General features: G+C 74.3%; 21 protein-coding genes, 1 pseudogene and 1 riboswitch. Of the genes and pseudogenes, 13 read left to right on the top strand and 9 right to left on the bottom strand.

The genetic code is table 11. The annotated features are described in order from the left end of the window. Window positions 1-211 precede the first annotated feature (211 nt). Both fgd and AFB00_RS26375 read left to right on the top strand, forming a co-directional pair. Window positions 212-1216 (top strand): glucose-6-phosphate dehydrogenase (coenzyme-F420), encoded by a 1005-nt coding sequence (gene fgd, locus AFB00_RS26380; protein WP_068799418.1) that lies wholly within the window; start codon window positions 212-214, stop codon window positions 1214-1216. Further along, window positions 1213-2010 carry an enoyl-CoA hydratase/isomerase family protein gene (locus tag AFB00_RS26375; protein ID WP_068799417.1) on the top strand — a complete coding sequence of 266 codons (798 nt, stop codon included), beginning with the start codon at window positions 1213-1215 and terminating at the stop codon, window positions 2008-2010. Before fgd ends, AFB00_RS26375 begins: the two co-directional genes overlap by 4 nt. Before the next feature lie 16 nt (window positions 2011-2026). On the opposite strand, the gene AFB00_RS26370 is transcribed toward AFB00_RS26375, so the two are convergent. The 4 genes from AFB00_RS26370 to AFB00_RS26355 all read right to left on the bottom strand — a co-directional run bounded on the left by AFB00_RS26370 (window position 2027) and on the right by AFB00_RS26355 (window position 5769). Beyond that, the gene (locus AFB00_RS26370; protein WP_068799416.1) at window positions 2027-2914 is read right to left on the bottom strand and encodes an AfsR/SARP family transcriptional regulator; all 888 of its coding nucleotides are present in this window, start codon (window positions 2912-2914) and stop codon (window positions 2027-2029) included. Window positions 2915-3138: 224 nt separating this feature from the next. Further along, entirely contained in the window at window positions 3139-4092 is a 954-nt protein-coding gene (locus AFB00_RS26365; protein WP_068799415.1) for an ATP-binding protein, read from the bottom strand. A gap of 13 nt (window positions 4093-4105) precedes the next feature. Further along, window positions 4106-5008 carry an MEDS domain-containing protein gene (locus tag AFB00_RS26360; RefSeq protein ID WP_068799414.1) on the bottom strand — a complete coding sequence of 301 codons (903 nt, stop codon included), beginning with the start codon at window positions 5006-5008 and terminating at the stop codon, window positions 4106-4108. Between the two features lie 233 nt (window positions 5009-5241). Continuing rightward, window positions 5242-5769, bottom strand: coding sequence for an OsmC family protein (locus AFB00_RS26355; RefSeq protein WP_197519664.1), 528 nt, complete (start codon window positions 5767-5769; stop codon window positions 5242-5244). Window positions 5770-5831: 62 nt separating this feature from the next. Here AFB00_RS26355 and AFB00_RS26350 point away from each other — a divergent pair, with 62 nt between their 5' ends. The 5 genes from AFB00_RS26350 (at window position 5832) to AFB00_RS26330 (ending at window position 9068) form a co-directional block, all read left to right on the top strand. Beyond that, window positions 5832-6575: a CDP-alcohol phosphatidyltransferase family protein gene (locus tag AFB00_RS26350; RefSeq protein WP_083275845.1), complete on the top strand. Its 744-nt coding sequence runs from the start codon at window positions 5832-5834 to the stop codon at window positions 6573-6575. Window positions 6576-6584: 9 nt separating this feature from the next. After that, entirely contained in the window at window positions 6585-6977 is a 393-nt protein-coding gene (gene gcvH, locus AFB00_RS26345) for a glycine cleavage system protein GcvH (protein WP_068799413.1), read from the top strand. Between the two features lie 160 nt (window positions 6978-7137). Beyond that, window positions 7138-7587 (top strand): glycogen accumulation regulator GarA, encoded by a 450-nt coding sequence (gene garA, locus AFB00_RS26340; protein WP_068799412.1) that lies wholly within the window; start codon window positions 7138-7140, stop codon window positions 7585-7587. Between the two features lie 252 nt (window positions 7588-7839). Then, window positions 7840-8316: a bifunctional nuclease family protein gene (locus AFB00_RS26335; protein ID WP_068799411.1), complete on the top strand. Its 477-nt coding sequence runs from the start codon at window positions 7840-7842 to the stop codon at window positions 8314-8316. A gap of 179 nt (window positions 8317-8495) precedes the next feature. Then, window positions 8496-9068 carry a MerR family transcriptional regulator gene (locus tag AFB00_RS26330; RefSeq protein WP_068800692.1) on the top strand — a complete coding sequence of 191 codons (573 nt, stop codon included), beginning with the start codon at window positions 8496-8498 and terminating at the stop codon, window positions 9066-9068. A 13-nt stretch (window positions 9069-9081) separates the two neighbouring features. On the opposite strand, the gene AFB00_RS26325 is transcribed toward AFB00_RS26330, so the two are convergent. Then, the gene (locus tag AFB00_RS26325) at window positions 9082-9381 is read right to left on the bottom strand and encodes a YiaA/YiaB family inner membrane protein (RefSeq protein ID WP_068799410.1); all 300 of its coding nucleotides are present in this window, start codon (window positions 9379-9381) and stop codon (window positions 9082-9084) included. An 82-nt stretch (window positions 9382-9463) separates the two neighbouring features. Continuing rightward, a riboswitch (glycine riboswitch) is annotated at window positions 9464-9559 on the top strand. Between the two features lie 157 nt (window positions 9560-9716). Here AFB00_RS26325 and gcvP point away from each other — a divergent pair. After that, window positions 9717-12590 carry an aminomethyl-transferring glycine dehydrogenase gene (gene gcvP, locus AFB00_RS26320; protein ID WP_068799409.1) on the top strand — a complete coding sequence of 958 codons (2874 nt, stop codon included), beginning with the start codon at window positions 9717-9719 and terminating at the stop codon, window positions 12588-12590. A gap of 57 nt (window positions 12591-12647) precedes the next feature. Here gcvP and AFB00_RS26315 read toward each other — a convergent pair whose 3' ends face one another. Then, entirely contained in the window at window positions 12648-13559 is a 912-nt protein-coding gene (locus tag AFB00_RS26315; protein ID WP_231974085.1) for a DUF368 domain-containing protein, read from the bottom strand. A gap of 178 nt (window positions 13560-13737) precedes the next feature. Here AFB00_RS26315 and AFB00_RS26310 point away from each other — a divergent pair, with 178 nt between their 5' ends. Next, window positions 13738-14379 (top strand): DUF4232 domain-containing protein, encoded by a 642-nt coding sequence (locus AFB00_RS26310; protein WP_068799408.1) that lies wholly within the window; start codon window positions 13738-13740, stop codon window positions 14377-14379. 80 nt (window positions 14380-14459) lie between these two features. Next, window positions 14460-16181: an ABC-ATPase domain-containing protein gene (locus tag AFB00_RS26305; RefSeq protein ID WP_068799407.1), complete on the top strand. Its 1722-nt coding sequence runs from the start codon at window positions 14460-14462 to the stop codon at window positions 16179-16181. A gap of 163 nt (window positions 16182-16344) precedes the next feature. Here AFB00_RS26305 and AFB00_RS26300 read toward each other — a convergent pair whose 3' ends face one another. The 3 genes and pseudogenes from AFB00_RS26300 to AFB00_RS26290 all read right to left on the bottom strand — a co-directional run bounded on the left by AFB00_RS26300 (window position 16345) and on the right by AFB00_RS26290 (window position 19647). Next, a complete protein-coding gene (locus tag AFB00_RS26300) occupies window positions 16345-17217 on the bottom strand; it encodes a 3-methyladenine DNA glycosylase (protein ID WP_156819730.1) in 873 nt (290 codons plus the stop codon). Beyond that, window positions 17214-18301: pseudogene (locus AFB00_RS26295) on the bottom strand (hemolysin family protein). Before AFB00_RS26295 ends, AFB00_RS26300 begins: the two are co-directional and overlap by 4 nt. Beyond that, window positions 18298-19647, bottom strand: a complete 1350-nt coding sequence (locus AFB00_RS26290) for a hemolysin family protein (RefSeq protein WP_068799406.1) — start codon at window positions 19645-19647, stop codon at window positions 18298-18300. The pseudogene AFB00_RS26295 and the gene AFB00_RS26290 overlap by 4 nt, the downstream one beginning before the upstream one ends. 136 nt (window positions 19648-19783) lie before the next feature. Between AFB00_RS26290 and AFB00_RS26285 the strand changes: the two genes are divergently transcribed. The 3 genes from AFB00_RS26285 (at window position 19784) to AFB00_RS26275 (ending at window position 22060) form a co-directional block, all read left to right on the top strand. Then, entirely contained in the window at window positions 19784-20542 is a 759-nt protein-coding gene (locus AFB00_RS26285; RefSeq protein ID WP_068799405.1) for an SDR family oxidoreductase, read from the top strand. Then, window positions 20539-21510 carry a type I pantothenate kinase gene (coaA, locus tag AFB00_RS26280; RefSeq protein WP_068799404.1) on the top strand — a complete coding sequence of 324 codons (972 nt, stop codon included), beginning with the start codon at window positions 20539-20541 and terminating at the stop codon, window positions 21508-21510. Before AFB00_RS26285 ends, coaA begins: the two co-directional genes overlap by 4 nt. Window positions 21511-21574: 64 nt before the next feature. After that, window positions 21575-22060, top strand: a complete 486-nt coding sequence (locus AFB00_RS26275; RefSeq protein ID WP_068799403.1) for a MarR family winged helix-turn-helix transcriptional regulator — start codon at window positions 21575-21577, stop codon at window positions 22058-22060.

Raw genomic sequence — 22060 nt, 5'->3', positions numbered from 1 at the left:
ACCCGGCTCCGGAACCCGGCACCGTCCACCGCGCCGCGCCCGCCCCGCCGTCCACTCATGGAGCTTCGGCCTCGTCAGGCCGGGCTGAAGCTCCATGAGTGCACCGGGGGCCGGGCGGGGCGGGTGGGGTGGCGGAGCTGCGCCGGAGCGCGTGAGGGTGTAGCAAGATCTGCAGCAGGGGCACAGCGGCACGGGCGATGGGACTCATCGGGTGGATCTGAAGATCGGGTACAAGGCGTCGGCCGAGCAGTTCGGCCCGCGCGACCTCGTCGAGTACGCGGTGCTCGCCGAGGAGGTGGGTCTGGACAGCGTCTGGGCCTCGGACCACTTCCTGCCGTGGCGGCACACCGGTGGGCACGCCCCGGCCGCCCTGCCGTGGATCGCGGCCGTGGGGGAGCGGACGAACCGGGTGCAGATCGGCACCTCGGTGCTCACCCCGACCTTCCGCTACAACGTCGCGGTGCTCGCCCAGGAGTTCGCGACGATGGCGCTGCTCACCGGGGGGCGGGTCGCACTGGGCGTGGGCACCGGTGAGGCCCTCAACGAGATCGCCGTGTCCGGCCGCGAGTGGCCGGAGTTCAAGGAGCGCTTCGCCCGGCTGCGGGAGGCGGTGCGCCTGATGAAGGCGCTCTGGACCGAGGACACGGTCAGCGTCGAGGGCGACTACTACACCCTCGTCGACGCGACCATCTACGACCGCCCGGAACAGCCGGTCCCGGTCTACGTCGCGGCCGGCGGCCCGATGGTCGCCCGCTACGCCGGGCGCCACGGCGACGGGTTCATCTGCACCTCGGGCAAGGGGATGGACCTCTACACGGAGAAGCTGCTGCCGGGCGTGGCCGAGGGCGCGGCGAAGCAGGAGCGCGACGCCGACCGGATCGACAAGATGATCGAGATCAAGATCTCCTACGACCGCGACCCGGAGGCGGCCCGGGAGAACTGCCGGTTCTGGGCCCCGCTCTCGCTCACCGCGGACCAGAAGAACTCGGTCGACTCCTCGCGCGAGATGGAGCGGCTCGCCGACGAGCTGCCGATCGAGCAGATCACCCAGCGCTGGATCGTGGCCTCGGACCCGGACGAGGCCGTCGAGCAGATCCGGCCCTACCTCGACGCCGGCCTGAACCACCTCGTCGTGCACGGCCCGGGCGCCGACCAGCGCCGCTTCCTCTCGCAGTTCTCGACCGACGTGCTGCCGAAGCTGCGGGCGCTGGCGTGAGCGAGCCGGGCCCGGTGCAGCGCGACGGCCGGGTGCTGCGCTGCCGCATCTCGGCCGGCCGGCACGGCACCCTGGACGGCCCGGCGATGCAGGAGGTCACCGCCGCGCTGGAGCAGCTCGCCGGGCAGGACCCGGCCGGGCTGGACGCCGTCGGCGCCGTCCTGCTGCACGGCGACGGCGAGAACTTCTGCACCGGCGGGGACGTGCGCGCCTTCGCCGGCGCCACGGACCGGCACGACTACGTACACCGGCTCGCGGACACCTTCCACGCGATGCAGCGCCCGCTGGCCGCGTCCCCGGTCCCGACCGTGGCCGCGGTGCGCGGCTGGGCCGCCGGAGCGGGCATGAGCATCGCGCTGGTGTGCGACCTCGCCGTCGGCGGCCGGTCGACGCGGATGCGCCCGGCCTACCCGGGCATCGGGTTCTCCACCGACGGCGGCCTCACCTGGACCCTGCCCCGGCTCGTCGGCGCGGCCCGGGCGCGGCGGATCCTGCTCACCGACGAGGTCCTCGACGCCGCCACCCTGTCCGACCTCGGCCTGCTCACCTCCGTGGTCGACGACGACGGGGTGACCGACGAGGCCGTGGCGCTCGCCCACCGGCTGGCCCAGGGCCCGACGGCCGCGCTCGGCCGGATCCGGGACCTGCTGACGGGGACCTGGGAACGGACCCTCACCGACCAGCTCGACGCCGAGGCCGACGCGATCGCGGCCTGCGCGGCCGATCCGGAGGGCGCCGAAGGGCTCGCCGCGTTCGGCGAGAAGCGCCGGCCCCGGTTCCACCCGGAGGACTGACGGGCGACCGGCCGGCTCAGCGACCGCTGGCGGGGGTGCCGGCCGCGAGCCTGCGCCCCCGCTGCGGCGGCCGGGCGGCGCCCGGCATGCCCACGCCCCAGCGCTGTGCGGGCCGGTGCAGCCCCGGTCCGAGCGGCCAGCCCGGGTCGAGAGGGGCGAGCAGCCGGTCGAGCTCGGAGTCGGGGGTGGCGCCCACGCTGTTGCGCAGCAGCCGCTGGAACTCGTCGTACTCGGCGAGGGCCTCGGCGACCTGCCCGCCGGCGAGCAGCGCCTCGACCAGGGCCCGGCGCGAGCGTTCCCGGCTCGGGGCGGTGGCGACCGCGCGCCGGGCGACGGTCACCGCGTCGGCGTGCCGGTCGGCCGCGGTCAGCAGCCCGGACAGGCCCTCCAGGGCCGAGAGCCGCAGCTGCCGGAACCGCTCGCGCTCCACGGCGATCCACGGTGCCGTCCAGGAGGGCAGCACCTCGGCCTCGAGCAGTTCGGTCCCCGGTGAGCCGATCTCGCGCACCGTGCGCATCGTCTCGGCCGAGGTCAGGCCCCGCACGAGCAGCATCGCCTCGGCCAGGTCGACCACGACCTCGTCGGCGAGGTGCAGCCGGCCCCGGTCGTCGGCGGCCAGCAGGCCGGGCACGTCGACACCCGCGACGGCCTCGTCGAGCAGCCGCGCGGCCGGCGCCGGTGCGACACCGGGCCAGAGGTCCGCGGCGAGCGCGGCGGTCGGCTGCGGCCGGGGGTGCACGGCGAGGTAGGCGACCAGCCGGCGGGAGTCGACCGGCAGCGGGATCGCGTGGCCGTCGACCCGGAGTCCGAAGGCGCCGAGCACCCGTACCGCGATCGGTACCGGAGCGGTCTCGGCTGCGGCGTGCTGGATGATCTCACTGGATCGACAGTGATCGTCCGACATGACTCTTCCCCGGATCGGTCGTGGCGTGCGGCCCGCAGGCGGCCCTGCGCCGGGCCGGGGTGCGCCGCCCGGGCGGGAGACCGCGGGGCGCGAGAGGGGCACGGCGAGACCGAACCGGCGCGGACGGCGGGCGGCGTGTCCGCGCGGTGTCGACGACGGCCAGAGTAGCCGAGCCGCGTCCGCTGTGTGAGATCCGGGTGAGCGAATCGGCACTGGTCCGTTCGTCAGGCGCGGCTCAACAGCCGGACGTGGGTGCCGTCACCGGCCTGCCAGACGTGCAGGCTGTCGCAGAGCTGGCGGGCGATCCAGGTGCCCCGGCCGCGGGGCTGCGAGGGGTGCGGCGGGGCGAGACCGATCAGCGGGAGCGCGATCTGACCGGGATCGTGCACCTCGCACACCAGCTCGTCGGCCCCGACCCACACCGACAGCCCGGCCTCCGGGGCCCCGTGCTCGACGGCGTTCGTGGCGACCTCGTTGACGGCCTGCACCATGTCCTCGCCGCGCACCGGGTCGAAGCGGCACGAGCGGGTGGCCCCCTCGACGGCGTCGCGCACCCTGGCGAGTTCGAAGGTGTTGTACTGCAGCCTGACGTCCGGCGGGCCGAGCAGGTGCGGCGGCGCGAGCGCCCACTCGGTCAGGACCTCGCCGGGGGAACGGTGTGCCGGGTTGTGCACGAGCTCACCGCCGCGCAGCCGCACGGGGTGGGTGGCGAAGGCGCCGTCGCCGACCGCGCCGTGCAGCGGCAGCCGGGGGTAGACGCACAGCTGGGTGACCGGCAGCCCGCCGAGCGAGATGTTGAGCGCGGCCTCGAGCTCGATCCAGAAGCTGCCGTCCACCCCGTCGAGCTCGGCGTCGTGCTCGGCGACGACGAACACCGGGCGGTCCGCCGACGACAGCGCCCGCAGCTCCCTGGCCCGCCAGGCGGCGACGGTCTGCCCGGACTCCCGGGCAGGGCGGGTCAGCGAGGTCAGCCTGCCGATCGCGGCCCGGGTGCCGGACAGCTCCGCGCGCAGGGCCTGCTCGGCGGCCTCGGAGACGGCCAGTGCGAGCTGTGAACCGGTGTCGCGGACCGCCGCGACGGCCAGCGGTGCGACCCGCTCGACCAGCTCGTGGTGGTCGTCGGCATGGACCAGCCCGTGCACGAATCCCGGGGGCCGGGGTGCTGCGTTGACCTTCACGGGCTGCCTCCGCTCACCGGGGTGACGGGTCGGGCCCGGGTGCGCCGTCGGCGAAACCGAGCTGGGGGGAGAACGCGGCACCGCAGCGTTCCAGGATCCGCTCCACCCGGGGCCGGACCCGGTGCAGGACGAGGCGGTGGGTGACCGGGAACGACTCCGCGGCGTGCACGAAGGCGACGGCGGAGGCGACGTCGATGAACCGGACCGACGCCATGTCGAGTGCGATGTCGGCGGGAGCGTCGGGGGAGCGCAGGACCGAGTCCAGCTGCTGGTGCAGCAGCGACGTGATCTTGGGCCGGTTGCTGTGGTCGATCTGCCCGGCCAGCCGCGCCTTGCCGACCCCGATCCGGACGATCCGGAGCAGCCCGTCGTCGTAGGCGCCGGGGACCGCGAGATGGTCGCGGTGCAGCGCCCGCATGATGTCGATCTGGTCGTCCGGGAAGTGGTCGTGGTCGAACAGGCACAGCGCGGTGAGGGCCCGCTCGTTCTCCCGGATCAACCGGGCCAGCAGGCCGTCGTACTCCGGCAGCGTGCCGGACGCGCCGGGTACCAGCGCGGCGTGCATCTGACCGGTGAGCCGGGTGCCCCGCCAGCCGTCGTCGAGGGAGCGGATGACCTGACCGGTGATCCCGGCGTGGATGTCGGAGAGCGGGCTGCGGAAGGTCTGCCGGGTCTGCTCCTCGGGGACGATCTCGAACTGGCCGAGCCGCAACGGCTCCGCGACGTCCACGCCGTCCTCGTTCAGCCTGCGCAGCAACGCGTCCGCCGCGCCGTCGTCGTCGAGGTAGACGACCCGCTCGCCGCGGGCCAGGCCGTGCGCGACGTAGCCGGCCGAGATCTCGCCGAGGTGTTCCGCGCTGTCCGGGATCGCACACACGTGATCGCCGGACGACAGCTCGTCCGCCAGTCTGATCACGTGTCCCCTGCCGTGGCGTGCGCGCGGTCGCGCGGGCACGCCGAGTCACCTCGTCCCGGTACCGGCCCACCGTACGGATCTCCGAAGGGGGTGTCGCAGAGCGGTGGTCACCCCGCGCGCCGAACCGACCACATCGCGCGACGAACGGGAGACCACCGGTACCGGGCGCGTCCGGCCGTGCACGGTCCGCGTCCGTTCGGCGCACGCAGCCGTCCTCCGGCCGGGCCAGGAGATCAGGACGCGGTGATCACGTCCACCGACGTCGTCGCGCTGCCCTTGATCGTCTGGAGGACGACGCAGTAGCGCTCGGTCAGCTTCGTCAGCGTCGCGATCCGCTCCTCGTCGGCCCCCGGGGCGTCCAGCCGGAAGGTCAGCCGGATGTCGCGGAAGCCGACCGGCGCGTCCCGGTCGACGCCCAGCGTGCCGCGGAAGTCGAGGTCGCCCTCGGCCCGCACGGTGCCCGTCACCTCCATCTCCAGGGCGGTGGCGACCGCGCGCAGGGTGACCCCGGCGCAGGCGACGAGCGCCTCCAGCAGCATGTCCCCCGAGCACAGCTGGGTGCCGTCGCCACCGGTGGCCGGGTGCAGACCGGCCTCGGCCAGTGCCCGGCCGGTCGTCACCCGGCAGGCCACGCCGGCGCCCAGCTCGCCGTCGGCGGCCAGGGTGACGACGGCCGCCTCCGGGTCGTCGCGGTAGCGCTGCTTGAGCGGTGCCTGGATGGACTTCAGGGACGCGGAGGATGCGGGGTCGGTGTCCGTCACGACACCATCCTCACCCCACCGTGCGGGCCGGTGCAGCACGACGCTCCGTCTAGGCTGGCCACGTGGGCGGGGAGTCGGACACCAGCAGGGCGGCCGCCGTGCGCCGGGGGGCCCGGGACACGGTGCTGCAGGCCCGGGACACGGTGCGCGACACGGTCCGGGACTCGGTGCACGACGTCGCCGGGCCGCCGACCCCGGGGGACCGGCTCTGGACGGTGCCGAACGCGCTGAGCATGCTGCGGCTGCTCGGCGTGCCGCTGTTCCTGTGGCTCATGCTGGGTCCCGAGGCCGACGCGTGGGCGGTCGCGGTGCTCGCGATCGGCGGGTTCACCGACTGGCTGGACGGCAAGCTGGCCCGGGTCCTCGACCAGTACAGCCGGTTCGGCGCGATGCTCGACCCCGCGGTCGACCGCCTCTACATCCTGGCCGCGCTCGTCGGGCTGGCGTTCCGCGATCTCGTCCCGTGGTGGGCGGTCGGTGCACTGATCGCGCGGGACGTCCTGCTCGCGGCGTGCGTGTTCGTGATGCGCCGGCGGGGCTACGGCCCGTTCGAGGTCGTCTACGTCGGCAAGGCCGCGACCTTCGTGCTGCTGTACGCGTTCCCGCTGCTCCTGCTCGGCGACGGGACGGCACCGGCGGAGACCGTGGTGGCCGTGGTCGCGCACGCGTTCGTGATCTGGGGGGTGGCGCTCTACCTCTGGTCCGGCGCCCTGTACCTCGCCCAGTTCGTGCTCGCCCTGCGCCGCCCGTCGCCGGCCGCTCCCGGCGCGCGCACCCGGTTCGATCACGGTGGGGCCGGGGGCTAGGCTCGTCGCGTGAGCTCGGAGATTCCGTCGGACCTGACCTACACCGAGGCCCACGAGTGGGTGCGCGAGACGGGGGATGGGGTGGTCCGGATCGGCATCACCGACCATGCGCAGTCGCAGCTCGGTGACGTCGTGTTCGTGCAGCTCCCGACGGTCGGCGACACCCTGGCCGCCGGTGACGCGATGGGCGAGGTCGAGTCGACCAAGTCGGTCTCGGACATCTACGCCCCGGTCGCCGGTGAGGTGGTCGCCGTCAACGAGTCCCTCGACGGCAGCCCGGAGCTGGTCAACTCGGCCCCCTACGCCGACGGCTGGATCGTCGACGTCCGGCTGACCGACGGCACCCTGCCGGACGGCCTGCTCGACGCCGCGGCCTACCGGCAGCTCGCGGACGGGTCCTGACCGGCGGCGCCGAGACCGCCCGACGACCGGTGCCGCGCGGCGCGTGTTCTCCGTTCCGCCGCGACCGCCGGACCGGTAGGTTCGGTGCCCCGTCAGCACCGCCGCTGATCCACACCCGGACGACGTCCGGGATCCGTGTCCTACAGGAGGAGACCCCGAGGTGACCACGAACGACCCGCGCGACGTGCCACCGGAGCGCGCACCGGAGACCACGTCGGTCTTCCGGGCGGACTTCCTCGCCGACGTGGAGCAGCCGACTGCCGAGCCGGCCGTCTCCGGAGTCGACGGGCTGCCCGCCGGGTCGGCGTTGCTGGTCGTCCGGCGTGGTCCGAACGCCGGCTCCCGGTTCCTGCTCGACGTGCCGACGACGAGTGCCGGCCGGCACCCGGACAGCGACATCTTCCTCGACGACGTGACGGTCTCGCGCCGGCACGCGGAGTTCCGCCGGGACGCCGGGGAGTTCGTCGTCGTCGACGTCGGCAGCCTCAACGGCACCTACGTCAACCGCGAGCCGGTCGACACGGCCGTCCTCGCGAACGGCGACGAGGTGCAGATCGGCAAGTTCCGGCTGGTCTTCCTGACCGGCCCGCGCGAACCCGGCCAGGGCTGACACCGCCACCGGGCGGCGGATGTCGAGCCGACACGCCGCAGGGATCGGGCGTGTGACGATCGTCGAAACGACACCGTCACGCCCCGTCCGGCGGCGGGCGTCGACAGCCGCGTCCGTGTAGCGTCGGAACGTGTCGGTACCGGTGGTGCGAGCGACCGTGCCGACCAGGGCGAGCAAGGCGATCCGGGCGGCTGGGGTGGCAGGTCCACCCGGGTCGGCCGACAGGCCCGTGAGGGCCGGGGAGGCGGGCTGATGAGCGAGATGCGCGTCGTGGGCGTCCGGGTCGAACTCCCGGCGAACCAGCCGATCCTGTTGCTGCGGGAGACCAACGGGGATCGCTACCTCCCGATCTGGATCGGGTCCGTGGAGGCGACGGCCATCGCCCTGGAGCAGCAGGGGGTGAAGCCGGCCCGGCCACTGACCCACGACCTGTTGAAGGACGTGATCGGGGCGCTGGGGCGGCGGCTCGAGCAGGTACGGGTGACCGACCTGCAGGAGGGCACGTTCTACGCGGAGCTGATCTTCGACGGCGGCGTGACGGTGTCCGCGCGGCCCAGCGACTCGATCGCGCTGGCGCTGCGGACCGGGGTGCCGGTGCACGCGGACGAGAGCGTCCTCGCCGAGGCCGGGCTGGTGATCCCGGACGAGCAGGAGGACGAGGTCGAGAAGTTCAAGGAGTTCCTCGACTCCGTCTCCCCGGAGGACTTCCGGGGCGCGCAGCCCGGCTGACGGAACCGACCGCTCACCGGCAGCGGGTGGCCGCCGGTCGCGGACGGGCTACCGCGGGTGGCCCGTCACGCGCCGTCCGGTACGTCCGTGTCGGCGAGCCGCGTTGACCACCCTGCCCGCCGGGCCTACCGTTTGCGTGACTAGATGACATCCCGACCTAGGGAGACCACGCGGTGCAGATGCCACCACCCGAGGGGCCGGGCCAGGCTGAGCTGTTTCCGGACCCGCTGGTCGGTGAGGGTTTCGACGGGGTGGTCGACAGCCTCGTCGGTTTCCGTGGTCCCACGGCGTGCCAGGTCGTCGGCATCACCTACCGGCAGCTCGACTACTGGGCCCGCACGGGACTGGTGGTCCCCTCCATCCGCGGCGCCGCCGGTTCGGGCAGCCAGCGTCTGTACTCGTTCAAGGACGTGCTGGTCCTCAAGGTCGTGAAGCGGCTGCTGGACGCGGGCGTCTCGCTGCAGAACATCCGGATCGCCGTCGAGCACCTGCGCCGGCGCGGCATCCGCGACCTCGCCGGCGTGACCCTGTTCTCCGACGGCACGACGGTCTACGAGTGCACCTCCCCTGAGGAGGTCGTCGACCTGCTGCAGGGCGGTCAGGGCGTGTTCGGGATCGCGGTCTCCGGTGCGATGCGCGAGATCAGCGGCGTGATCAAGGACTTCCCGGCGGAGCGGGCCGACGGCGGCACCGTGGACGACACCCCGGAGGACGAGCTGGCCCGTCGCCGGGCCCGGCGCGCGATCTCCTGAGCCGGTCACGGCACTACGCCGCGGCCCGGAAGGGGTCGTGCTCGGCGAGCAGCTTGTCCATCCGCGCCTGGTCGACCCGGTTGACGACGGTCAGGCTCTCCTGACGGTCCCGGATGCACTTGGCGAGGGTGAACGCCGAGGTGATCGAGTACAGGACGGCGATCGCGAGGAAGGCCTTCACCCAGCCGTCGACCGGCAGGTAGAAGACCCCGATGACGACGGCGGCGAGCGAGACCCCGAAGGACAGGACCGCCTGCAGGTGGAACGCGGCGGTCGTGGCGGGCGTGGTGCTCGGGCTGGTGGTGTTCGACATGTCCGGAAGTGTGACCTGTACCGCGGCCGGACCGGCGCCGTGAAAGTACGGAGAAGACCGGTATCCTCGCAGCCGTAGTCGTTGACCCCGTGCGGGAGAGTCCCGGTGCAGGAAGCCGGGCGCCGAAGGAGCAAATCCCTTCCCGGAATCTCTCAGGCACACGGACCGTGCGGTCGAGACGCCTCTGGAAAGCGACGGGCCGCCTCGGGAGGCCCGTCCGCCGACGGGGAAAGCCCGAAGCCTCGGGTGAATCTCTCAGGCGCCCACCGGGCACGGACAGAGGGGGAGGGGCGAGACCGAGCCCTGTCCCGACCCGTGCCGATCCCGGAGGCGCCGTGAGCCACCCCCAGCAGGACCGTCCGACCCTCGCCGAGCTGGAGCGCGGGCTGCCGTTCGCCGAGCGCCACATCGGGCCCCGCCCGGACGAGCTGACCCGCATGCTGGAGGTGCTCGGCATCGACTCGCTCGACGCGCTGGCCGACCGCGCGCTGCCGGCGACGATCCGCGACGCGCAGCCGGTCGGCGGGTCCCTGCCGGACCCGGTGGGTGAGGCCGAGATGCTCGCCGAGCTGCGGGAGCTGGCCGACCGGAACACGGTGGCCGTCCCGATGATCGGGCTGGGCTACCACGGCACCCGCACGCCGTCGGTGATCCGGCGCAACGTCCTGGAGAACCCGGCCTGGTACACCGCGTACACGCCGTACCAGCCGGAGATCAGCCAGGGCCGGCTGGAGGCGCTGCTCGCGTTCCAGACGATGGTGGCCGATCTGACCGGGCTGCCGGTCGCGGGCGCGTCCCTGCTGGACGAGGCCACGGCGGCGGCCGAGGCGATGACCCTGCTCCGCCGGGCCGGCCGGTCGCGCAGCGCGCGGTTCGTCGTCGACGCCGACACCCTGCCGCAGACCCTCGACGTGCTGCGCACCCGGGCCGAGCCGCTCGGCATCGAACTGGACGTGGCCGACCTGTCCGGCGGTGAGCTGCCCGAGGGCGAGTTCTTCGGTCTGCTGCTGTCCTACCCGGGTGCGTCCGGGCGCGTCGCCGACCCGTCCGCCATGGTCGAGGCCGCGCACGAGCGCGGCGCGCTGGTCGCGGTGGCCGCGGACCTGCTGTCGCTCACCCTGCTCACCCCGCCCGGCGAGCTGGGTGCGGACGCCGCGGTCGGGTCGACCCAGCGCTTCGGTGTCCCGCTCGGGTTCGGTGGCCCGCACGCCGGCTTCCTGTCGGTGGGCCAGCGGCACGCCCGCCAGCTGCCCGGGCGGCTGGTCGGGGTGTCCCGCGACGCCGACGGCAACTACGCGCTCCGGCTGGCCCTGCAGACCCGCGAGCAGCACATCCGCCGGGAGAAGGCGACGTCGAACATCTGCACCGCGCAGGTGTTGCTCGCCGTGATGGCGGCCTGCTACGGGGTGTACCACGGCCCGGAGGGACTGCGGTCGATCGCCCTGCGGACCCACCGGATGGCCGCGGTGCTGGCCGCGGGTCTGCGGGCCGGTGGGATCGAGGTCGCGCACGACGCGTTCTTCGACACCGTCGCCGTCCGGGTGCCCGGCCGCGCCGACGCCGTCGTGTCGGCCGCGCACGACGCCGGGATCGCGCTGCGCCGGGTGTCCGGTGACGAGATCGGGATCTCGACCTCGGAGATCACCACCGCGGCGCACCTGCGCACCGTGTGGGCGGCCTTCGGGATCTCGGGCGACGCCGCGGAGCTCGACGCCGCGACCGTCGACGCGCTCCCGGCCGGGCTGGCCCGGACCAGCGAGTACCTGACCCACCCGACGTTCCACGACTACCGGTCGGAGACCGCGCTGATGCGCTGGCTGCGCCGGCTCGCCGACGCCGATCTCGCGCTCGACCGCACGATGATCCCGCTCGGGTCGTGCACGATGAAGCTGAACGCGGCCGCCGAGATGGAGCCGGTGACCTGGCCGGCGTTCGCCGACCTGCACCCCTTCGCGCCGGAGGCGGACAGCGCCGGGACCCGCGAGATGATCGGCCAGCTGGAGACCTGGCTGGCCGATCTCACCGGGTACGCCGCCGTCTCGCTGCAGCCGAACGCGGGGAGCCAGGGCGAGTTCGCCGGGCTGCTGGCGATCGCGGCCTACCACCGCTCGCGGGGCGAGTCCGAGCGGGACGTCTGCCTGATCCCGGCGTCCGCGCACGGCACCAACGCCGCGTCCGCGATCATGGCCGGGCTGCGGGTGGTCGTCGTCGGCACCTCGGGCCACGGGGACGTCGACCTCGACGACCTGCGGGCCAAGATCACCGAGCACGGTGACCGGCTGGCCGCCCTGATGATCACCTACCCGTCGACGCACGGGGTCTACGAGGCCGACGTCCGTGAGGTCTGCGCCGCGGTGCACGACGCGGGCGGCCAGGTCTACGTCGACGGAGCCAACCTCAACGCGCTGGTCGGCCTGGCCCGGCCCGGTGCGTTCGGCGGCGACGTCAGCCACCTGAACCTGCACAAGACGTTCTGCATCCCGCACGGTGGCGGCGGCCCCGGCGTCGGTCCGGTGGCGGTCGCCGAGCACCTCGCCCCGTTCCTGCCCGGCCGCGGCGAGGTGGGTGCGGTCTCCGCCGCGCCGCACGGGAGCCCCGGTGTGCTGCCGATCTCGTGGGCGTACCTGCGCATGATGGGACTCGACGGCCTGCGCCGCGCCACGCTGACGGCGGTCGCGGCGGCGAACTACGTCGCGACCCGGCTCGGGGAGCACTACCCGGTGCTGTACTCCGGTACCGACGGCGCCGTCGCCCACGAGTGCATCCTCGACCTGCGGACGATCACCCGGGACTCCGGCGTCACCGTCGACGACGTCGCGAAGCGGTTGATCGACCACGGCATCCACGCGCCGACGATGTCGTTCCCGGTGGCCGGCACGCTCATGGTCGAGCCGACCGAGTCCGAGGACCTCGCCGAGATCGAGCGCTTCGTCCGGGCGATGATCGCGATCCGGGCGGAGATCGACCGGGTCGCCGCGGGGGAGTGGCCGGTGGAGGACAACCCGCTGCGCGGGGCCCCGCACACCGCCGCCAGCCTGGCCGACGACAAGTGGGACCACCCCTACCCGCGTGAGCTGGCCGCCTACCCGACCGCGGTGGCACCCGGCGTGCACGACCGCAAGGTCTGGCCGCCGGTGCGCCGGATCGACGGTGCGCACGGCGACCGCAACCTCGTGTGCTCCTGCCCGCCGCCGGAGGCGTTCGCCTGAGCCCTGCCGGACGGCGGTGACGGTGGGGCCGGGTGCCCGGCCGTCACCGCCGCGGTCTCATCGCCCGGCCGGGCCGATCCGCGGTAGCGGCCGGGTCGGCTCGTCGTCCGGTGCGAGGACGGGCTCGGCGGCCCGGTCCCCGCTCCGGTGCTCCAGCACGATCATCCCGCCCACGAGCGCGGCGCCGAGCAGCACCGGGATGCCCATCATGTACCAGCCCGGGTCGGGCGCCAGCGCGGTCCGCACGTCGTCCTGCCAGGGCCACAGTGCCCGCAGCGCCCCGAGCAGCACCCCGGTCATGATCACCATGAGGGTGCGCCGGTGGTGTTCGAGCAGCCACTGCAGCAGCGAGACGAACGTCGCGAGGCCGGCGACGGCGCCGAGCCCGAACACGGCGATGTAGACCAGGTCCAGGTCCCGCACGGCGCGCAGGGTCGGCTCGTAGAGCCCGAGCACCAGCAGCAGGAACGAGCCGGAGAACCCGGGCAGCACCAGCGCGCAGATCGCCACCGCCGCGGCGATCGCCACGACCGGGTAGGCGGGACGCCCGTCCCCGGCGGCCGGGGGCAGACCGCTCACGAGATAGGTACCGGCGCACGCGACGGCGACGAGCGCCCACTCCCGGACGCCGCGGGGCAGGCCCACCGCCCGCAGCGGGACGGCGACCGAGGCCGCGACCATGCCGAGGAAGACTGCACGGGATCCGACCGGATGGGCCTCGATCAGGCCGGGCAGCACCTGCGAGGCCAGCGCGACCGCGAGCACCATGCCCGCGGCGACCGGGAGCAGCAGCCCCCAGTCGAGGCGGCGCAGCTCACCGGCGGCCCGGGTGGCCCGGCCGGGTCCTCCCGGCCGCAACAGGGTCCGCGCGGCACCGACGAGATGACCGGCCTGCGTGATGAGCCGTTCGTAGATCCCGACGACCAGCGCCATCGTCCCCCCGCTGACGCCCGGGATCGTCTCGACCACGCCGATCGCGGATCCACGCAACAGGTGCTTTACGGACATACGCGACAACACGTGCGAGAACGGTACGTGCACCCCCGGTTCGGGTGGCGTTCGGGTCGCGGGGCCGCGGAACGGGCAACCGGTCTCGGTGGCAGGACGTCCACACACGTGGACGCACCATGACGATCGGGGGAACGAAATGGATGGCGGACAGCGGATCCTGGGCCGCGGAGCGCGGTGGGCCGCGACGGTGCTGGCCTGCGGGGCGGTCCTCGCCGGTTGCGGCTCGGGCGGATCGTGGCCGGACGCCTCGGGCAGCGCGCCGGAGCCGGCCCCGGCCGCGGGCGCCGTGGCGCAGATGCCGGAGGAGCCCGCCGCGGCGGCACCGGCCGCGCCCGCTCCGGCGCAGGACGCCGACCGGTGCCACACCAGCGAGCTGGCCGGGACCGCGGTCGGCGACCCGGCCGGCGGTGCGGCGGGATCGAGCTACGCGACCCTGGAGCTGCGCAACCAGAGCGGCCGGACGTGCGTGATCCGGGGCTTCCCCGGGGTCTCCTACGTGGGCGGGGACGACGGGCACCAGATCGGCCCGGCCGCGGCGATGAAGGGCGACCACGGCGAGCCCGTCTCGCTCGCCCCCGGCGCCGTCGCCGGTGCCACCCTGCGCATGGTCAACGTGCAGAACTACGACCCGGCGGCCTGTGCCCCGGAGCCGGTCCGCGGGCTGCGGGTGTACCCGCCGGGCGAGACCGACTCGCTGTTCGTGGCGATGAACGGCACCGGCTGCTCCGGTACGCCGGCCGGTGACCAGCTCGTCATCGAGGCGTTCCGGACCCGCTGAGCCGGCCCGGCCCCGGTTCGGTGGCGGGGCGGCGGGTACCTACCGTGGACCGCCCCGCCCCCGGACCGCAGAGGATCTCCATGCCCCGCCCGCAGCACTCCCGCACCGGCTCCCGCAGCGGCGCGTCACCGGCGACCGTGCAGGGCGACGGCGACGCGCTCGCCGCCCGCCTGCACGATCTCGACGGTGCGAGCTACGGCGCCTACAAGGGGCTGGCCGGGCGGTGGACCTTCGACGGTGTCGAGCTGCAGATCCGTGCGGTGCAGTCGGACCCGTTCGCCCCGCCGTCGCGGCTGCGGGTGACGGTGCCGGCCGCGACGGCTGCGCTGCCCGCCGAGCTGTACGGCTCCGCGACGCGGGCCCGCGCCCTCGGCGGTTTCCTGGTGCGCGCGCTGCGGACCGCGCTGCGCGACACCCCGGTGACGGTCGACGCGGGCGGCCAGGAGGTGCTCGACCGCAGCGCCGTCCTGGTCTCCCGGGACGGGGACGACGCGGGCGCGGTGACGGTCGCGCTCGGGATGCCGATGCCCGGGCGCGGCCGCCGGATCGCCGGCCGCGACGCCGCCCGCACGCTGACCCGCGACCTCCCCGGCGCCGTGCTCCGGGCGCTGGCCTGGTCCGCGGTCGACCAGGCCGGGGCGCGCGGTTTCGTCGAGACCGTCGAGGACTCCTGCGCGCTGCGCGACGCGCTGCCCGGCCGGGGCCTGGTCGCGTTCGTCGCCGACGGTGCGGTCCTGCCCCGCGCCTCCGGTGTCGACGACCGCCCGATGCGCGACCCGATCCCGTTCGCGAGCCCGGAGTCGCTGCGCGTGACGCTGCCGGTGCCGAACCGTGGCGAGGTGACCGGGATGGGGATACCCGAGGGCGTCACGCTGATCGTCGGTGGTGGCTACCACGGCAAGTCGACCCTGCTGCGGGCGCTGGAGACCGGCGTCCACGACCACGTGCCGGGGGACGGCCGCGAACTCGTCGTCGCCCGGCCGGACGCGGTGTCGGTCCGGGCCGAGGACGAGCGCTCGGTGCAGCGGGTGGACGTGCGGGCGTTCGTCGGCGACCTGCCCTCCGGGCGGCCCACCGACGACTTCTCGACCGAGTCCGCGTCCGGGTCGACGTCGCAGGCCGCGTCGACGATCGAGGCACTGGAGTCCGGCGCGGACGTGCTGCTGATCGACGAGGACACCTCGGCCACCAACGTCATGATCCGGGACGCCCGGATGCGGGAGCTCATCGAGGCCGAGCCGCTGGTGCCGTTCGTCGACCGGGTCCGGCCGCTGCACCGTGACCGGGGGGTGTCGACGGTGCTGGTCATGGGCGGTTCGGGGGACTACCTGGACCGCGCCGACACGGTCGTGCTGCTGCAGGACTACGCCGTCTCCGAGGTGACCGCGCGGGCCCGCGGGATCGCCGGTGTCGCGCCGGAGGACGCCGACCTGCCGTTCCCGGAGTTCCGGCACCGCCGGTTCGCCCCGCGCAGCGTCGACCCGGAGACCCGCGGACGGCGCCGGATCACCGCCCGCGGGCGGGGCCGGCTGACCTTCGGTGGCGAGGACATCGACCTGTCCGCGGTCTCCCAGCTCGCCGACCCGTCGCAGACCACCGGCGTCGGGCTCGCGCTCGCCCACCTGGACCTCGACGGCCGGACCCTCGCCGAGGCGCTCGACGAGCTGGTCACCGACCTGCAGCGCGACGGCGCCGCCGCCGTCGCGCACGGGTCGCTCGCCGACTTCGCGGTGCCCCGCCGGCACGAGGTCGCCGCCGCGCTGAACCGGCTGCGGACGGCACGCGTCTCGGGGCACGGATGATCGGGTGAGCCGGCTACGTTCGGGCTTCCACCGGCCACTCCCGGTCACGTAGCCTCGTGTGCATGAGTGACGAGACGAACCCGACCCCCGTCCGGTCCCCGGGTTGTGGCTGCGGTTGTGCGAACTGCACCGGCCCGGGCTGCGGCTGCTGCGGCAGCTGCAGCTAGCCGGTCAGGCGCTCGGTCAGCCCGATCAGGCGCTCGCGCAGCGGGGCGGCCCGCTCGGCGAACGCGCTCTGGGCCCTGACGTACTCCGCGCGGCCCTCGGCCGTCTCGATCCGGACCGGCGGGAAACCGTGGCCGGCCAGGTCGTAGGGGCTGGCCCGCATGTCCAGCTCGCGCACGTCCGCGGCGAGTGCGAAGCAGTCCGCGACCAGCTCCGACGGCGTCGCGGGTGCCAGCTTGTAGGCCCACTTGTAGAGGTCCATCGTGGCGTGCAGGCAGCCGGGCTGCTCCAGGTCCACCTGGGTCTCCCGGGTGGGGCCCAGGGTGTTGCGGGGTGCGGCGGCCGGGGTGAAGAACCGGTAGGCGTCGAAGTGCGAGCAGCCGATCCGCAGTGACTCCACGACCGCGTCGGTGCCGGCGGCGCCGAGCCGCAGGCCGACGTCGTGCCGCGGGTCGTCGGTGCGGTAGACCATCGCCCACTCGTGCAGGCCGAAGCAGCCCAGCCGCGGCGCGCGGGACCGGGTGGCGGTGAGCAGCCGGTGCACGAACGCGGCGGTGCTCCGCAGCCGCTCCGGTGCGGCGGCCGGGTCGAAGCGGGCCCCGGGGCCGTCGGTGACGTAGCCCGGGCGGTCCAGGAACTCCGGCCCGTCCTCGACGAGCACGTCCGGGCCCGGATCCCACCGCTCCAGGGCGGCCGGCCGGTGCGAGTAGTAGGTGAACAGGAAGTCCCACACGGGATGCGGCTCGCCGCGGCGCCGGCGGTCGCGGTGCGGCCCGGTCCAGGCGCGCACCCGGTCCCGGTGCGCCGCGGCGCGGTCGCGCCACTGCCGCCCGGTCAGGACGACGGGGCTGCGCAGGGTCTCGCCGGTCACGTTCCCGACGGTACGTCCCCGCCGGCCGGGCGTGCCGCCACCCCCGGCGCGTGCGTCGCGTCCCGGACGGTGCCGACGAACGCCTCGGTCAGGTCCTCCATCGTGACCACCCCGACGGTCGTCCCTCCGTCGTCTACGGCCCGGGCGAGGTGCGCCCGCGCCGACCGCAGCACGCCGAGCGCCTCGTCGAGCCGGGCGCTCACCGGCACCGGGGGCAGGCTGCGGACGCGTTGCGGCGGGACGGCGACCGATCCGGCGTCCACGAGGTCGAGGACGTCCTTGACGTGCAGGTAGCCGGTCAACCGGCCCTGGGCGCTGCGGATCGGGAACCGGGAGAACCCGGTCCGGTCGACCGCGGCGGTGAGCGCGTCGACGGTGGGGTGCCGTCCAGGCAGACCAGGTCGTCCACCGCGACGACGACGTCGGCGACGGTCGCCTCGGCCGAGGACAGCGTGCGGGCGATCCGGGACGACTCGTCGTCGTCGAGCAGGCCCTCGCGCCGCGAGTCGTCGATCATCTCCGACAGCTCGCCGGGCGTGAACGCCGTCTCCAGCTCGTCCTTCGGCGTGACGCCGAGCAGCCGCAGGGTGCCGTTGGCCATGTGGTTGAACAGGTCGATGAACGGCCGCGCCGCGGCGGTCCACACCAGGAACGGCGGCACCAGCAGGATGGCGGCCCGCTCCGGCCCGGCGATCGAGATGTTCTTCGGCACCATCTCGCCGAGCAGCATGTGCGCCACGACGACGATCATCAGCGAGAGCGCGAACGCGATCGGGAAGGCCAGCGCATCCGGGACGCCGACCGCGGCGAGCGGCCCGTCGATCAGGTGCGCCACCGCGGGCTCGCCGAGCCGGCCGAGCAGCAGCGAGGCGATCGTGATGCCGAGCTGGGACGCGGCCAGCATCCGGGACAGGTCGTGCGAGGCCGCGAGCACCCGCCTGGCCCCGGCCGAGCCCTCCTCGGCCATCGCCTCGAGCCGGTCCTTGCGGGCCGAGATCAGGGCGAACTCCGCGCCCACGAAGAACGCGTTCGCCCCCAGCAGGGCGATCGCGGCGACGAGCGCGAACACGTCTCCCGACGTCATGCCGGCACCTCCTGGTCCGAGCCGAGCTGCGAGCCGGGCTGTGCGGTCCGTGCGACCCGGATCTCCGCGACCCGGTTCCGGTCCCGGCGCAGGACGGTCAGCCCCCAGCCGTCCACGACCAGGTCGTCCCCGACCTCGGGTATCCGGCCCAGCCGGGCGACGACGAGCCCGGCGAGGGTCTCGTACTCGCCCCGGGGCATGGTGAACCCGGTGGCCTCGTCGACCTCGTCGGCGCGCATCAGGCCGGACAGCGCCCAGACCCCGTCACCGATCCGGCGGACCCGGTTCTGCTCGGCCCGGTCGTGCTCGTCGCGGACGTCGCCGACGATCTCCTCGATCAGGTCCTCCATGGTGACCAGCCCTGCGGTGCCGCCGTACTCGTCGACGACGACGGCGGTCTGCAGGCCCGCGGCCCGCAGCCGGGTCATCAGCTCGTCGCCGTCCAGCGACGACGGCACGGTCTCCACCGGCCGGGCGAGCTCGCGGACCGTGGTGTCCGCCCGCCGGTCCGCCGGGACGCCGAACGCCTGCTTGACGTGCACCAGCCCGAGCGGGGTGTCCGGATCGCCGTCGATCACCGGGAACCGGGAGAACCCGGACCTGCGGGCCAGCGCGACGAGATCGGTGACGGTGTCGGCGGCGTCGATCGTCTCGACCCGGACCCGCGGTGTCATGACGTCCTCGGCGATCCGGTCGGTGAAGCGCAGCGACCGGTCGAGCAGGGCCGCCGTGCCGGCGTCGATGCTGCCGCTCTCCGCGCTCGCCCGGACCAGCGAGCTGAGCTCGCCGGGGGAGCGTGCCGAGCGCAGCTCCTCGGCCGGTTCGATCCCCAGCCGCCGCACGATCGCGTTCGCCGCGCCGTTCAGGCCGGTGATCAGCCAGCGGAACGCCGAGGCGAAGCCGGCCTGCAGCCAGACCACCGACCGCGCGACCTCCAGCGGGTGGGCGATCGCGAGGTTCTTCGGCACGAGCTCCCCGAACACCATCGACAGCGCCGTCGCGACGACCAGGGAGAGCACGGTCGCCGTGCCCGACGCCCAGCCGGCGGGCAGCCCGACCAGCTCCAGCAGCGGGCGGATCAGCTCGGCGATCGCCGGTTCGGCGATGTAACCGGTGGCCAGCGTGGTGACGGTGATGCCGAGCTGGCAGCCGGACAGCTGGAACGACAGCGTGCCGTGTGCCCGCTGCACGGACCGGGTGCGCCGGTCGTCGTTGCGGGCGGCCGCGGCGTCGATCCGGCTGCGTTCGAGCGCCGTGAGCGAGAACTCGGAGGCGACCGAGACGGCCGTCCCCAGGGTGAGGGCCGCCACGGCGACGAGGCCCAGCAGGGAGAACAGCACGGTCACCGGCGGGCGCTCCTGGATCGGTACGACGGGGCGAAACGCTGCACGACGATACGGCGGCCGGACCCGGCCCGCGCGGCGGGAGCTGCGAGTGACGTCACGGTCTGCACCGGCGTCATGACGTCTAGGTTGGTGTGCCATGACCACGGCGACGTCGCCCCGGGCCGACCAGTCACTGTCCGCGCGCCGCATCCTGGTGACCGGAGCGTCCGCCGGGATCGGCGCGGCGACGGCGCGGGCGCTGACCGCCCGGGGTGCCCGGGTGGCCCTGCTGGCACGGCGGGCGGACCGGATCACCGCACTGGCGGCGGAGCTGCCCGGAGCGGTCGCCGTCCCGGCCGACCTGACCGACGACGACGGTGCGACCGCCGCCGTGCACACCGCCGCCGACCGGCTCGGCGGCCTGGACGCGGTGGTGAACGCCGCCGGGGTGTTCCACGGCGGGCCGGTCGTCGGGGACGAGCCGACCACGCCGGACCAGTGGCGGCAGATGTTCGCCCTCAACGTGGTCGCCCTGCTGGTCGTGACCCGGGCCGCGGCCGGGTACCTGGAGGCCGGCACGGCACCGGCGGTGGTGAACGTCTCGTCGATGTCCGGGCGCCGGGTCCCGAACCCGGCGGGCGCGGTCTACGCCGCGTCCAAGCACGCGGTGCACGCCGTGTCCGAGGGGCTGCGGGCCGAGCTGGCGCCGCGCGGGGTCCGGGTGGCGACGCTCTCGCCCGGTTTCGTGCGTACCGGGATCGTCGACGGCTGGGAGCCCGGCCCGCTGCGGGACCGCTACACCGAGCGCCTGGCGTCGGTCGGGCTCGAGCCCGGCGTGGTGGCGGACGCGATCGTGCACGTGCTCACCAGCCCGGCGCAGGTCGTCGAGTACGCACTGACCTCGGTGGACCAGTGACGGCGCCGGCGCACCACGGCGGGCGGCGGCACTCGGGCCTGGCCCGGGGCACCGCGTCCCCGTTCGTCGACTTCGACCGCCGGTCCTGGTCGCAGCTGGCCTCGTCCACGAGGGTCCCGCTCACGGCCGAGGAGCTGGACCAGCTGCGCAGCTTCGGCGACTTCGTCGACCTCGACGAGGTGCGCGAGGTCTACCTGCCGCTGTCGCGGCTGCTGAACCTGCACGTCGAGGAGGGCGGGCGGCTCTACCGCGCGTACCGCCGGTTCCTCGGTGCCGGGGGTGCCCGCACCCCGTTCGTCATCGGGGTGGCCGGGTCGGTCGCCGTCGGGAAGTCGACGACGGCGCGGTTGCTCCGGCTGCTGCTGGCCCGGTCCCCGGAACACCGTGACGTGCAGCTCGTGACGACCGACGGGTTCCTCTACCCGACGGCCGAGCTGCAGCGGCGCGGGCTGATGGAGCGCAAGGGGTTCCCGGAGTCCTACGACCGGCGCAAGCTGCTCCGTTTCGTCTCCGAGATCAAGGGTGGGCGCCCCGAGGTGACGGCCCCGGTCTACTCGCACCTGACCTACGACATCGTGCCGGACTCCGAGCTGGTGGTGCGCAGCCCGGACATCCTCATCATCGAGGGGCTGAACGTCCTGCAGCCCGCGGCGGCGGGGGCGCTGACGGTGTCGGACTTCATCGACTTCTCGGTCTACGTCGACGCCGCCACCGCGGACGTGCGCCGCTGGTACGTGGAACGCTTCCTGCGCCTGCGGGAGACCGCGTTCCGCGATCCGCAGTCCTACTTCCGGCGCTACGCCGAGCTGGACCACGACGCGGCCGTCACCCGGGCCGAGACGATCTGGGCCTCGATCAACGCACCGAACCTGGAGCAGAACATCCTGCCCACCCGGTCCCGGGCCAGCCTGGTGCTCACCAAGGGTGCCGGCCACGACGTGACCCGGGTGCGGCTGCGTAAGCTCTGACCGGTACCTCCCGGATCCGGCGGGTCGATGCCATTGCTCAGGGAATATTTGGCATCATGGGCGGATGGGTGACTCCGGCGCACACGAATCCGCCAGGACGGCCGTGGCGGGCCGTCCCGACGTGCCGGACGACGAGATCGCGTCCCGGCTCCGCCTGGCCGTGGGCCGGCTGAACCGGCGGATCCGGATCGACGGCACCGACTCGCTGCCGCCGCTGCAGCTCTCCGCGCTGGTCACGGTGGAGCAGGCGGGTCCGTTGCGGCTGTCCGAGCTGGCCCGGCGCGAGGGCGTCACCGCCCCGACGATGTCGCGGGTGCTCTCCGCGCTCGACGAGCAGGGCATGGTCCAGCGGGCCCCGGATCCCGGCGACGCGCGCGGCGTGCTCGTCTCGGTGTCCGAGGCCGGCCGGGTCAAGCTGCGCGAGGTCCGCAACGAACGCACGGCCCTCATCGCGCGGCGGCTGGACCGGCTCGACGCCGGCCAGCGGGCCGCGCTGGAGGCCGCGCTGCCCGCGCTGGAGTCGCTGATCATCTGCGAGGACGAGGAGTAG

Origin of the sequence: Pseudonocardia sp. HH130630-07 (assembly GCF_001698125.1) — a bacterium.
Lineage (GTDB): Bacteria > Actinomycetota > Actinomycetes > Mycobacteriales > Pseudonocardiaceae > Pseudonocardia.
The sequence above is the reverse complement of the archived record's forward strand: the minus strand, read 5'-3'. Positions and strand labels throughout refer to the sequence as shown.

Coding starts and splice junctions, on each gene's coding strand:
- AFB00_RS26310 (WP_068799408.1), top strand. CDS start 13,738: ATGGATGGCGGACAGCGGATCCTGGGCCGCGGAGCGCGGTGGGCCGCG.
- AFB00_RS26330 (WP_068800692.1), top strand. CDS start 8,496: ATGCCACCACCCGAGGGGCCGGGCCAGGCTGAGCTGTTTCCGGACCCG.
- AFB00_RS26285 (WP_068799405.1), top strand. CDS start 19,784: ATGACCACGGCGACGTCGCCCCGGGCCGACCAGTCACTGTCCGCGCGC.
- AFB00_RS26275 (WP_068799403.1), top strand. CDS start 21,575: ATGGGTGACTCCGGCGCACACGAATCCGCCAGGACGGCCGTGGCGGGC.
- AFB00_RS26305 (WP_068799407.1), top strand. CDS start 14,460: ATGCCCCGCCCGCAGCACTCCCGCACCGGCTCCCGCAGCGGCGCGTCA.
- AFB00_RS26370 (WP_068799416.1), bottom strand. CDS start 2,914: ATGTCGGACGATCACTGTCGATCCAGTGAGATCATCCAGCACGCCGCA.
- AFB00_RS26335 (WP_068799411.1), top strand. CDS start 7,840: ATGAGCGAGATGCGCGTCGTGGGCGTCCGGGTCGAACTCCCGGCGAAC.
- AFB00_RS26325 (WP_068799410.1), bottom strand. CDS start 9,381: ATGTCGAACACCACCAGCCCGAGCACCACGCCCGCCACGACCGCCGCG.